The 12,992-nt window shown below is 62.8% G+C and carries 7 protein-coding genes; 2 read left to right on the top strand and 5 right to left on the bottom strand.

Annotation, left to right across the window (positions count from 1 at the left end):
* Positions 1-133: 133 nt before the first annotated feature.
* Complete coding sequence (locus tag M0D69_RS41755; protein ID WP_047847483.1) at positions 134-475, bottom strand: FKBP-type peptidyl-prolyl cis-trans isomerase; 342 nt, start codon at positions 473-475, stop codon at positions 134-136.
* A gap of 252 nt (positions 476-727) precedes the next feature.
* On the opposite strand from M0D69_RS41755, the gene M0D69_RS41750 reads away from it, so the two are divergent.
* Positions 728-1,888, top strand: coding sequence for a sensor histidine kinase KdpD (locus M0D69_RS41750; RefSeq protein WP_301787644.1), 1,161 nt, complete (start codon positions 728-730; stop codon positions 1,886-1,888).
* Between the two features lie 61 nt (positions 1,889-1,949).
* Positions 1,950-3,350 (top strand): hemolysin family protein, encoded by a 1,401-nt coding sequence (locus M0D69_RS41745; protein ID WP_301787643.1) that lies wholly within the window; start codon positions 1,950-1,952, stop codon positions 3,348-3,350.
* 34 nt (positions 3,351-3,384) lie between these two features.
* Here M0D69_RS41745 and treY read toward each other — a convergent pair whose 3' ends face one another.
* From treY to glgX, 4 genes are all read right to left on the bottom strand, one after another.
* On the bottom strand, positions 3,385-6,309 hold the full coding sequence (treY, locus tag M0D69_RS41740; RefSeq protein WP_301787642.1) for a malto-oligosyltrehalose synthase: 2,925 nt from the start codon (positions 6,307-6,309) through the stop codon (positions 3,385-3,387).
* A 4-nt stretch (positions 6,310-6,313) separates the two neighbouring features.
* Complete coding sequence (malQ, locus tag M0D69_RS41735; protein WP_301787641.1) at positions 6,314-8,527, bottom strand: 4-alpha-glucanotransferase; 2,214 nt, start codon at positions 8,525-8,527, stop codon at positions 6,314-6,316.
* Positions 8,524-10,395: a malto-oligosyltrehalose trehalohydrolase gene (treZ, locus tag M0D69_RS41730; RefSeq protein ID WP_301787640.1), complete on the bottom strand. Its 1,872-nt coding sequence runs from the start codon at positions 10,393-10,395 to the stop codon at positions 8,524-8,526. Before treZ ends, malQ begins: the two co-directional genes overlap by 4 nt.
* Before the next feature lie 79 nt (positions 10,396-10,474).
* Positions 10,475-12,730: a glycogen debranching protein GlgX gene (glgX, locus tag M0D69_RS41725; RefSeq protein WP_301787639.1), complete on the bottom strand. Its 2,256-nt coding sequence runs from the start codon at positions 12,728-12,730 to the stop codon at positions 10,475-10,477.
* Positions 12,731-12,992 lie beyond the last annotated feature (262 nt).

Here is a 12,992-nt window from a genome sequence, read left to right as displayed (position 1 = left end):
CCACGCACAGTGGCTAATAGTGATAAAAAATACAGCTAACTCACGCAGACCACTATAAAGGCCGAAAGCACCCCCGGCCTAAACCCCAGACCACCCCCTAAGTGCGAACGACCCCCCCGCCCGAAGCAAATTTTTAAACTTCCAGCAATTCCACTTCAAATACCAACGTCGCATTCGGCGGAATCACGCCACCGGCGCCGCGCACGCCATAACCCAGTTGCGGCGGAATGGTCAGCTTGCGCTTGCCGCCCACTTTCATACCCTGCACACCCTCGTCCCAGCCCTTGATGACCATCCCGCCGCCCAGCACGAAGGCGAACGGATCATTACGGTCATGGCTGGAGTCGAACTTTTGGCCGTCCGTGAGCCAGCCGGTGTAATGCACGCTCACCGACTTGCCGGCGACGGCTTCAGCGCCTTCACCTACCGCTAAATCTTCATACTTGAGGCCTGAGTCAGTCGTCACGATCGCCATGTAAAACTCCTTGGAAAGCCGGCACCGCCAGCTGGTTTCGAAAGCGGTATTGTAGGGCTTTCGGCCAGCATCGTTACACTGGGCGAAGCACGCACGACGTTTGCTGCACGCCCTGGCCAATATCTCGTTAATGGGGAGAAGGGGCGGCCGGCCCCGCGCAGAGCGCCCGGAAACACTTCCCTATAATGACCAGTCATCTCGATAACACCGGGCAAGATACTCGCATTCATCAACGCTCAAGGACTTCCAATCGTGACAACGTCTTTTTCCGGCACGGTCGAAACGGGGCGCGCTCCGCGTCCTGAAGCGCCGGTCGCGGGCACGGATGGCGTGCTCGTCCTGGATACCGCACAGCGCTGTCTGTCAGCCGATACCGTGCTCGCGCATCTGTTCGATCTCGACGCGGGTGCATTAGAAGGCCGCGCGCTCACCGATACCGCCTTACCCAAACCCCTGATTGCCGTACTCGCCGAAGTCGCCGACGCCGCGCTTGCCGCCGGCAGCGTGCGGCGCGCGAAGGTATCGATTGACGAGGGCGAGGGGGCGCCGTCGCGATCGCGTGCGTTCGCCGTTCTCGCGCTACCCGGCAGCACCGGCGGGGCCGATACCGTGACGCTGATCGTCTCGCCTTACTGCCTCGGTGCGTCGGCATCGGGAGGAGCCGGGGCGCACACTGACGAACGCACCGCTCATCTGCGTGCCGAAGCGGCGTTGTTCATGCGCGATCATGTGCTCGGAGTCGTGTCGCACGATCTACGCGGTCCGCTGAACGCCATCCATAGCTGGGGTTACGTGCTGGAGCGCAAAGTCGATGCCGCCGATGCCGCCGCCCAGCGCGCGCTCGGCGGGATTCGCTCGGGCGTGGAACAGCAGGTGAAGCTGATCGAGCAATTCATCGATACCACCCGCGCCGAGACCAGAACGCTCGCGCTCGACCGCGCGCCGCTTGCGCTGCGGCAACTGCTTGAACACGCCGCCACGCAGGCGCGCACCAGTCTCGCGAACGCGCGGCATGTGACGCTGCACGTGGAATCGGCGCTGGTGGAGGAGCAAATCAGCGCCGACAGCGAACGTCTGACCCAGGCGCTCTGGCTGATGTTTGCGTTCGCTGCGGAGGCGAGCGCGGCGGGATCGAAGGTCGTGTTGGACGCTCGTGTCGAGGGCAGTTCGTTCAGCGCGGTCGTCACGTTCACCGCATCGCAGAAAGCGCTTCTCGATCCCGAACTCCCCCACGCGCTCGAAGGATTTGCCCGCAAGCAGGCGACGTTAGCCCGGGAAGCAGCGCGCATCGCGTGGGCGCTGGCTCTATGCAAACGCGTGGCCGAAGCGCACGGCGGCACCTTCGAACACGACGATCTCGCCGATGGGGCAACCGTCGCGCTCAGGTTTCGCGTGCCGTTGAGCGCCGCCTGATTTAACTTTCGATCAGCTTGCACCTCTATACTGGCGGTTTCATTTTGCGGAGCAGGTCGCTTTGAATCAGGTTGTCGCGCTAATTGGTGCCTTGTTGCTCGTCGCGTTGAACGGGTTTTTCGTCGCGGCCGAGTTCGGACTCGTCAAGCTGCGCGCCACGCGCGTTCAGGCGATTGCACGGTCGAACGGCATGCCGGGGCGCTTGCTGGCGAAGGTCCACGGCAAGCTCGACGCGTATTTGTCGGCGTGTCAGCTCGGCATCACGTTGGCATCATTGGGGCTTGGCTGGCTGGGCGAACCGGCGTTCGCCGCATTGCTGCATCCGTTGTTCGCGCTTGCCGGTATCGAATCGGCCAAGCTGATCGACGCCATCTCGCTGTTCTTCGCGTTCTCCTGTATTTCGTTCCTGCATATCGTGGTGGGTGAACTCGCGCCGAAATCGTGGGCGATCCGGCGTGCGGAACAAGTCGGCCTGTGGGTCGCGATGCCGCTCTACGGCTTCTACTGGGCGATGTATCCGTTCATCTGGGTGCTGAATTCGAGCGCGAATTTCGTGCTGCGGCTGTTCGGGCTCGGGGCGGAACACGGCGGCGACGCGCACTATTCCACCGATGAGCTCAAACTGATCCTGCGCGGCCGGCGCTTGAGCGGGGCATCGAAGGCTCCTTTGCCATCCGCAAGCGGGTCTGCTGGGTCTGCTTATAACGCCGATGAGTGGAACACCATTGCTCATTCGCTTGATTTCAGCCGCATGACGGTCTCGGACCTGATGCGCCCGAATCACGAAATGGTCGGTCTGCGCAACGATGTGCCGATGCGCGAAAACATGCAGGTGGTCGCGCGCCATCGTTTTAGCCGCTATCCGCTTTTCGCCGACGCCTCCGGCGAACGCGTGCTCGGTATGATCCACTTGAAAGACCTGCTGCTCGCACGAGATGGCGCCGGGCGCGGCCTGATGCAAGGTTTGACGCGACAGGACACGAAGCAGGACGCGCTGGCCCGGCATGTGCGGCCGGTTCAATACGTGGCGGGTAATCTATCCGCGCTGGAACTGTTCCGGCGCTTTCGCAAGGGCGCGCCGCATTTTGCGCTGGTCGGGCGCAAGGGCCAGAAACCAATCGGATTCCTCACGCTCGATAACTTGCTGGGCGCGCTGGTCGGCCAGATTCACGACGAGTTTCGCCAAGGCGATGCAGACTGGTCGCGCATGGACGATGGCACGCTGATGGGCAAGGGCAGCTTGCCGGTGGTGTCGCTGGAACGGGCGTTGGGGATCGATATCGACGAAGGGCAGGCGGAATCGGTCGGCGGGCTCGTGATCAATGCGTTGGGCGACCTGCCGAGCGAAGGGCAACGGATCGGCTTCGATCGTTTCGATATCGTGGTGAAGAAGATGAACGGGCCGCGGATCGTGCTCGTGCGCGTGTATCCGCATGAAGAGGTGGCGCAGGAAGCGGAGTGATTTTTGCCCTGCTTTTTGGGGGCCTGCGCCGAGCTTAAACCCGTGGCACCCCTTCCTCCATCAGCAACGCAACGGGCATCGCCACCAGCGCGTCACGCATGAACAAGCGCTGGCCATCGGACTTCGGCGCGCTCGGGCTCAGCCAGTCGAACAACGCGCGCGAAGCCAGCGCTTCTGGCAAAAGGACTGCCGTATCGCCCCACTGCGCGGCGTCGACCAGCGGCAGGCCGGTATCGTTTTCAGCCAGCAGCGAGTCGGCCAGCCGCGTCGCGATAACCACCGCGTACGCGCTCCCCGCATGCCGCGCGAACGCGATCACGCTATCCGCATGCGCGCCTTCCACCTTCAGCGGCACGTAAGCGCCCTGTTCGAACAGCGAATGCGCGTGCGCCCTCAGCGCCAGTGCACGCCGCACGATACCCAGCTTCACCCGGCCATCGCGCCAATTCTTCAACTGCTCCGATGGCGCGCCTTCAGCCTCGCCTTCAGTCAGCCACGCGCGCCGCTGCTCGAAGTCGACCGGCCGCCGGTTATCAGGATCGACGAGACTGAAATCCCATAGTTCGGTCCCCTGATAAAGATCCGGCACGCCCGGCGATGTCAGCCGCAACAACGTCTGCTGGAAACTATTGATCGCGCCGGTCCGCGAAACGCGCTCGACGAACGCCGGCAATTCGCCGAGAAAACCGTCGCGGCGCTGGGGCGCGAGGATATCGAAGAGAAAATCGCGGCAGACGTTCTCGTACGCCTCGTCGGGAGCGAACCAGCTCGTGCGTAACTTGGCCTCGCGCAGCGCTTTCAACTGCCACGCGCTCACCCGTTCGGCGAGTTCTTTCACGCCGGCCTGGTCGTCGGGAGAGAGCGTCGGCGGCCAGCAGCCCACCAGCGTCTGATACAGCATGGCTTCGGCCGCAGCGCCCGGCGCCCAACCGTTGTCATCGCTGTTCAATACGCGCCGGTGCGGCGTGTTCAACGTCGACCAGCTTCGCAGCGTCGCGGCCCATTCGCCGGGAATTTCGCTCAATCCCGCGATCCGCGCGCGGACGTCTTCACCGCGTTTGTGATCGTGCGTCGCGGTGGCGAGCATCGCGTTCGGGAAGCGTTTGGCGCGTTCGAGATTGCCTGCGTGGAACGCGTCGATCGACAGCGAAAACTCGCCTGGGTCGGCACCCACTTCGTTGCGTGAGATGAGGCGGCCGTATCGATAACACGCGGTGTCTTCAATCGCCTTCGCCGCCACCGGCGACGTCAGTTGGGAGAACAAAGTTTGCGCGTTCCGCCGATGTGAACCGCTCGAATTCGAGCCGGCGCTGTTCGCCTGAAGATTCTGGTTCTGACCATTTGCGGACTGACGGTCACGCTCACGATCCCTTCCGCGGTCGAGCAAACGCTCGCGTTCACGCGGTTTCTCTTCGACGGCTTCTTCGCCGCCCGGACCGCCGAGCCATTGCGCGATTTGATCGAGGATGGCTCGATCGGCGGGTGCCAATGCGGCCTTTGCGGCGTCATAAGCCCGCGAGAAAAAGCGCTCGTCGTCTTCGTTGCGCTGGCCGCCGACCGGATAGATCCGGTATACGGGAAAGTGCACCACAAGCTCAGCCACCACTCGCCGCAGCGATGAATACGTGAAGTCGCGGGTAACGGGCGTATCGCGGGCAATCCGGTGCAACGCACGCGCGACGCGGTCGAGTTCCGCCGACAAGTTCTCCGACAGGATCTTGCGCCGCGCAACTTCGGCTTCGACGGCAAAGTCGGCTGGACGCCCAGATAACTCGGCCCAGCTTTCTGCCAGCGGTTCGGCGCCGCGCGGATCGTGCAGCAACGCGCCGACGTCGTTCATGAAGTCGTAGCCGGTGGTGCCGTCGATGCGCCAGTCGTCACGCACGGGTTCACCGCGCGCCAGGATTTTCTCGATGACAAAATACGTGCGGCCGTTTCGCAAATTCTCCGGCCGATATTCCGCGAGTTCTTCAAGCCGGCTGCGCAAGCGCTGGCAATATTCGCGTGGTTCGGCGAGGCCATCGACGTGATCGATCCGCACGCCGTCGATCAGCCCTTCCGTGAACAGCCGGAAAATCAGCGCATGCGATGCCTCGAACACTTCGGGGCGCTCCACGCGCATGCCGCCGAGCGTGCTGACGTCGAAGAAACGCCGCCAGTTCACTTCGTCGGCGGCTGTCCGCCACCAGGCGAGCCGGTAATGCTGCCGTTCGAGCAAGCGATGCAACCGGTCTCGGCCGACGGGGTTGTCGCCGGAATGGGCTTGCGCGGCGGCATCGACGGCTTGTTTACCTTCAGCCGTTGCCGCGAATTCTTTCAGAGCCGCTCGCGCTTCGTCGGCGCGCGGCTGGTCGCCGGGTTGCGTCGAGAGGCCCGTGAAGCGCCGCGCCATCTCGGGCGCGTGATCCTGCAACACGGACGTGTAGTCGAGCGGACTCACCGGAAACGTGTGCGCGTAATACTCGATCTTGAAGCGGCCTGCTTCGGCGTCGAAGACGAGTTTGATCTTGCCGCCCTGCAATTCCTCGCCGTACGCGGCTCCCAAAAATGGCGCGAGCACTTTGCCACGCAACGCGGGGTCAGGCGAATGCCAGTCCACGTCGAAATAGCGCGCATGCGCCGCGTGACGTCCCCATTCCAGGATCTCCATCCACCAGAGGTTTTCCGAACCTCCCACGCCCATGTGATTCGGCACCACGTCCACGATCACACCCATCGCGTGCGCCCGCAGCTTTTCTACCAAGCGCCTCAAGCCTTCCTCACCGCCAAGTTCCGGATTGACCCGCGTGTAATCCACCGTGTCGTAACCGTGCGTCGAACCGCGGGTCGCGGTCGTGATCGGTGACAAATACGCGTGGCTGATCCCCAGCGCCGCCATGTAGTCGACCTGGCGTGCGGCGTCGTCGAAGGTGAAATCCTTGTGTAGCTGCAGCCGGAGCGTGGAGCGCGGAACGGTCATGGTGTCAGTCGGTGGGTGAAGCGTTATGCGTGGCAGCCTTCGCCCGGGCGGATTTCTGTCGTGCCTGGTCGATGGCGAGCAAGCGGTCGACGAACGAATCGTCGTCGAAGAGTTCGGATACGGGTACAGCGAGCCGCCGGCGCCAGTTCGGATGTTCGTCGATGGAGCCGGGCAGGTTCGGCATCTCGGCGAGCGCGAGCAGATCTTCCAGCGGATAAATCGCGAGCGGCGCAGGCGTGGACGCCACGAACGCGAGCGCTTCGTCGACTGGTGCGGTCAGCGGGGAAATATCGGCGGACACAGGGATATCAGGCGCGGCGACACCGGCTTCCTGAAAGGCAGACCACAGCAATTTACGGTCCTCGCCACGTTCCGCTTGCGCCAGTTTCACCGGATCCTGCCCGTCGGCCCTCGCCGCAGTCTGGCCAATCTTCGAGCGCCACACGATGTCTTCGCCGATCCACCAGCCAGTAACGGTCGGCAGGTCGTGCGTGGTGGTGGTCGCGACCACGCTGTGATCCCAGTCGGCCGGCGCTTTGAAGCCCGGCCCTTTTTCCGCGCCTTCGAACCAGAGCACGCGAATGCCGAGTAGACCATGTTCTTGCAGGCGTTCGCGAAAACCGGGCGGAACGGTGCCGAGATCCTCGCCGATCACGATGGCCTTATGCCGCCACGATTCGAGCGCGATCAGCCGCAGCAGGTCGTCGAGCGGATAACGCAGATACGCGCCGTTCTTCGCGGGTTCACCATCGGGCACGAGCCAGAGACGCCGCAAACCGAGAATGTGGTCGATGCGAATCCCGCCCGCGAGCGTGAACGCGGCACGGAGCATATCGATAAACGCCGAAAAGCCCTGCGTGCGCATTGCGCGCGGCGAAAACGTGGTGAGACCCCAAGATTGCCCGGCCTGGTTGAACAGATCGGGCGGTGCGCCGACGGACACGCCTTGCAGCATTTCATCGCGATACGACCACGCGTGGCTGCCCGCGCTGTCGCAGCCCACGGCCAGATCCGCGATCAAACCGATCGCCATGCCCGAGTCGCGCGCGACGTGCTGCGCGTGCGACAAGCCTTTGGCGGCGAGCCATTGCGCGAACAGGAAAAAATCGACTTCGTGCTTGTGCGCGGCGGCGAATTCCGCAACGGCCGCGCTGCGCGGATCGCGTAATTCATCGGCCCAGTTGCGCCAGTGGCCTTCGTTGGCTTCCTTCAACTGCGCTGCCTGCAGCGCTTCGAAGCGCGCATGGTCTTCCAGTGCGCGTCCGCCGCGCTTGACGAACCGCGCGAAGTCCTTGTGCAACATCTCGTTGTCTTGCGCGTTGAACTGCGCGAACAACGCGCGCAGCACAGCCAGTTTCGCCGTCACCACGCGCGGCCAGTCGATCAGCTGCAGCGTTTCGAGTTCGGCGAATTCATCGGCGACACCGGCTGTTTCGATGGCCGCTTGCGCCGCTTCCACTCCCATCACCGCCGCCGGATCGATGTGCGCGATGTTCAGGAACAAGCGCGACGACGGCGAATACGGGCTGAATTTATGCGGCTGGGCGCTGAACATCGCGTGCATGGGGCTGATCGCGATCGCGTGACTGCCGCGCTGCGCGCTTTCGGCGGCGAGTGTCGCCAGCGCGGAAAAATCGCCCGCGCCGCCATCGCCCGTGCGCCGCAAACCGTAGACTTGCGCGGCGATGCCCCACATTGGCGGCGTTGTTTCAGCGGCAGGATCGAGCGCGCGCCAGGCGTCGTCGATGGTGTAGCAGCTCGGCGGCGCTACCGCGAGCGTCGTGTGCTGCTCGTTGATCACGAGCGTGTGATAACCCGGTTCGGAGATTGGCGAGAGCAGCGCCGTTTCCCCTTTGGGCGAGGTAAACCGCCCGTCGATCACCGCACCGCTTTCCAGTTCGATCCGATATCGCGCGCCCGTTTTCACGGCTGCTATCGGCAGGGAAATGCCGCGGTCGATTTCAGCGGTCATCAGCGGCGGCAACTTTCGCCCGGACAATTCCGCGTCGAGCGTGGCTGTACTCTGCTTGAGTTGCGTGGCGTTGCCGCAGGGCAGGCCGAGGCGTTCCAGCAGGACTTTCAGCGTGTTTTCCGGCACACGCTGGATCTGCTTGTGCGCGTCTCGCCACTCGACCTCGAAACCGGCCTTGATGGCGAGCGCCTCGATGGCGCTGGGGGTTTTATCCGGCGTAGCCGGGGTGTCGATGGTCGTGCTCACGAGGTTTTCCCCGAAGCTTTGACGCGGCGAGCGTCGTGATTAAACGCGGCATCGGCGAAATCGCCCGTCAGCCACGCGATAAAAGTTTCTGCGCCAAGCTCGCCGCGATCCGCCGCATCGCGGGCACGAGCCGGCGTTTCGAATACGACCTTACCTGGTGGATGACCGGTGAGCGGAACGGCTTCGCGGCCCAGGTTCAGCGCGATGGAATAGGTGCTGCCGTCGCCAAGCCGCCAGTTCGCCAGCACCGCCTTCTCGCCGATAACCTTGGCGCCGAGCACCTTCGCGCCCTTCAGGTGCGGCATCAGCAGCTTCGTGCGCACGGCGAGCGCCGAGCGATAGAAGTGGAGCCAGTCCATGTGATCGGCGGCTTGCTTGCTTTCATCCGGCGACGACATCCTGAATGTTTCGATGCCGTTAGGATCGGGAATCTGGGCGCGGCGTTTTTCGTCGGAGAAAGCGGAGAACTTGGCAAATTCCTTGCGACGGCCTTCGCGCACGGCATCGGCGAGTTCGTCGTGATAGTCGGTGAAGAACAGGAACGGCTGCGTGGAGCCGTGCTGCTCTTCCATGAAGAGCATGGGGATTTGCGGCGTGAGCAACATCAAGCCCGTTGCCGCGTAGAGCGGGTCTTCGCTGCAAAGCGAGCGCAGGCGCTCGCCCATCGCGCGGTTGCCGACTTGATCGTGGTTCTGCAAAAACATCACGAAAGCAGTAGGCGGCAAGTGAGCGCTTGGTTCGCCGCGTGGTTTGCCGTCGTGAATGGGCGAGGGCTCGCCTTGATAGACAAACCCTTCGCTCAGCACGCGCGCGAGTTTTTGTATCGGCTGGTCGCTGTACGCACCGTAATAACTCTCGTCTTCGCCGGTCAGCAGCACATGCAGCGTGTTGTGCGAGTCGTCGCTCCATTGCGCGTTGAAATGCGACTCCAGCAAATTCGATGTGTTGTGCTCGTTCTCCAGCACCAGATGCACATGCCGCCCCGGTTCCACCGACGAACGCACGCGATCCGATAGTTCGCGCAGCCATTCGTCGTCGTTGATGGCGTGGACGGCGTCGAGGCGCAGGCCATCGAAGCGATATTCCTTCAGCCAGTACAGCGCGTTGTCGAAGAAGAAGTCGCGCACTTGCGGACGTTCGAAATCGATCGCCGGACCCCACGGCGTATTCACGCTTTCGCGGAAAAACGACTTGGCGTAAGTGCTCAGATAGTTGCCGTCCGGGCCGAAGTGGTTATAGACCACATCGAGGAAGACCATCAGGCCGAGACCATGCGCGGTATCGATGAGCGTCTTCAGTTCGTCCGGCGTGCCGTATGCCGAGTCGGGTGCGTAGGGCAGCACGCCGTCGTAACCCCAGTTGCGGCTGCCGCTGAAGTCGTTGAGCGGCATCAGTTCGATTGCCGTCACGCCAAGATGCGCGAATTCCTTCAGGCCGCGCGTCACGCCGGCATAACCGCCCAGCGCGCCGACGTGCACTTCGTACAGCACGGTTTCTTCCCACGGCCGGCCGTGCCAGTGCGTGTTTTCCCAGCGAAAGGTGCGCGGATCGATGACTTCGCTTGGACCGTGGACGTCGTCGGGCTGGAAACGTGAGGCCGGATCGGGTACCGCCAGATCCGCATTGATCCGATACCGGTAGCGTGTGCCCGCACCACCCTCGGCGAGCGCTTCGAACCAGCCGTCGCCGGTGGGCGTCATGTCGATGAGCGCGGGCTTCTGGTGGTTGCCATAAAGCTCCAGTTGCACCGTCTTAAGCGAAGGCGCCCAGAAGCGATACCGCGAGTGACCCGCATCGGTGAGATGGGCACCGAAGGGCAGGCAATAGGCGTGGTGATGCTTGTGCGGATCGATCGGGGTTTCGGACATGATGTGTGTGCCTTCAGTGCGCTTTCGAATACTTGGCTTGGAAGCTGCCCGGTGTCTTTGCATGACGTCCTTGAGCCCTTCAATTTTCCTCCTTTGCGGGCGGCGCAGGCTCGTGCGCTTTCCAGGGTTCCGCCGTCCGTCTCGATCCGATCGTACCGGGGTCCGGCGGCAACGCCGTCAAGAGCCGCGGCCCTTCGTGGGCGCCGGCCATCCATACAGCCTGCCAGTCAGCGTCCCCGGTCGGCTGCGCCAGCAGCACAGCCACGCTGTGCGCCTGAATCTCCAGTTCCCCGCCGATCAGCGGGTACTGCAAGCCGTCGGGCGCAGCGCTATCCATGAGCACATTCCATTCCAAGTGCGGCGCGGGCGGCGTGAAGGTCAGCGCTTGTGCCGACCCGTTCATCATGATCAGGATGACATCGACTTCCCCATTGAGGCCGGGCCCCGCGCGACGCAGCGTCAGCGCGCGTCCTTCGGGATCCTGCCACGCGTCGATGGTCAGCGCCGCGCCGCGCTCGTCGAACCAGCTGACGTCATAGAGCCCCGGCAGCACTTCGCGATCGCCATGGAGAAAGCGCATTTCCCGCAATATCGGGTAGTTTTTGCGCAGTGCGATGACGCGTGCGACAAACTCCGTCATCGTGCGGCCAGCAGGGGTTTCCGCCAGGCTCCAGTCCATCCACGAAATCTCGTTGTCCTGGCAGTACGCGTTATTGTTGCCGCCTTGCGTGCGGCCGAATTCGTCGCCGCCGAGCAGCATCGGCGTACCGAGCGAGAGCAGGTTCGTCGCGATCAGCGCGCGGGCCACGCGGCCGCGCGTTTCGAGGATCTCGGGATCGTCGGTCGGGCCTTCCACGCCCCAGTTCGCGCTGCAGTTTTCGTTGTGGCCGTCGTTGTTGCCCTCCTGATTCGCCTCGTTGTGTTTCTGCTCGTACGACGTCCCGTCCACGAGCGTAAAACCGTCGTGCGACGCGACGAAATTCACCGATGCCCACGGCTTCCTGAATCGCCGGTGGAACAGTTCGGCCGAGCCGGTAAGACGTGCGGCGAGATCGGGCCGCACGCCTGCGTCGCCACGCCAGAAGCGGCGTATTCCGTCGCGGAATTTATCGTTCCATTCGGCGAAGCCGGGCGGGTGATTGCCGACCTGATAACCGTCCGGGCCGATATCCCAGGGTTCGGAAATCATCTTGCGCGTATTGAGGATCGGGTCCTGGCGGATGGCGTCGAAGAAACCGGAACCGGGGTCGAAGCCGTGGCCTTCGCGGCCTAGCGTCACGCCGAGATCGAAGCGGAAGCCATCGACGTTAAATGCCGTTGCCCAGTAGCGCAGCGAATCCATGACCATTTGCAGCACACGCGGATGCGACAGGTTCACCGTATTGCCGCAACCGGTGTCGTTGATGTAGCGCCGTTCGTCGCCGGGGATCAGGCGGTAGTAGCTGGCGTTGTCGAGGCCGCGCCATGACACGGTCGGCCCTTGCTCGTTGCCTTCGCAGGTGTGGTTGTAGACCACGTCGAGAATCACTTCGATGCCTGCCGCGTGGAGCCGGCGCACGGCGATGCGCATTTCGTTAAGCCGGTTGGTCGACAGATACGACGGTTCCGGCGCGAAAAACGCCGCGGTGTTGTAGCCCCAGTAATTCTTGAGACCGCGTTCGACGAGGAAGCGGTCGTTGAGAAACGCGTGCACCGGCAGGAATTCGACGGCTGTCACGCCGAGCTTTTGCAAGTGTTCGATGAACCATGGTGAGGACAATGCCGCGAACGATCCGCGTTCGTGCTGGCGGATGTCGTTGCGGAGCATGGAGGTGCCGCGGACATGTGTTTCGTAGATGACGGTTTCGCCCCAGGGGACGTTGGGGCGGGTGTCGCGGGACCAGTCGAAGGCGTCGTCGGTGACAACGCATTTTGGGGTGGCTGGGGCTGAATCGCGTCGATCCATTGAGAGGTCGAGCCGGTTCGAATGCACGCGATAACCGAACAGCGCGTCGGACCAGCGCCATTGGCCGACGAGTTTTTTGGCGTAGGGGTCGAGGAGTAGTTTGTGCGGGTTGAAGCGATGGCCGTGGTGCGGTTGGTAGGGGCCGTGTGCGCGGAAACCGTAGACCGTGCCGGGATGTGCGCCGGGGAGGTAGCCGTGCCAGATTTCATCGGTGCATTCCGGCAGTTCGAAGCGCGCGAGTTCCTTGCGGCCGGTAGTGTCGAAGAGACACACTTCGATTTTTTGTGCGTTCGCGGAGAACACTGCGAAGTTGACGCCTAAACCGTCCCAGTTGGCTCCGAGCGGGTAAGCCGCGCCCGGGAGTAACTTGTCGGGGAATGAATTAGCCATGGGTTTTTCGTTCGCACTCGGGTTGGGGGTTTTGGGGTTTTGGGGTTCTTGGTGCGGTTAGGGTTGGGCTTGGGCTGCTGATTCAGGGTTAGCGGTCCGGGTTTATGCCGGGTTGCTGCTCTCGGCCTTAGCGGTCTGCAAGAGTCGGATTTTCTCTCCATCACTATTAGCCACTGTGCGTGGCGGCACTTCATTTCTTTTTCCAACGCCGAACGGCGAAAAAGAAACAGAAGCAAAGAAAACGCCTCCCAACAATCAGCAA

Source organism: Caballeronia sp. SEWSISQ10-4 2 (genome assembly GCF_030464885.1).
Lineage (GTDB): Bacteria > Pseudomonadota > Gammaproteobacteria > Burkholderiales > Burkholderiaceae > Caballeronia.
This window is presented reverse-complemented; position numbering and strand designations above follow the sequence as displayed.

Coding starts and splice junctions, on each gene's coding strand:
- glgX (WP_301787639.1), bottom strand. CDS start 12,730: ATGGCTAATTCATTCCCCGACAAGTTACTCCCGGGCGCGGCTTACCCG.
- treY (WP_301787642.1), bottom strand. CDS start 6,309: ATGACCGTTCCGCGCTCCACGCTCCGGCTGCAGCTACACAAGGATTTC.
- M0D69_RS41755 (WP_047847483.1), bottom strand. CDS start 475: ATGGCGATCGTGACGACTGACTCAGGCCTCAAGTATGAAGATTTAGCG.
- treZ (WP_301787640.1), bottom strand. CDS start 10,395: ATGTCCGAAACCCCGATCGATCCGCACAAGCATCACCACGCCTATTGC.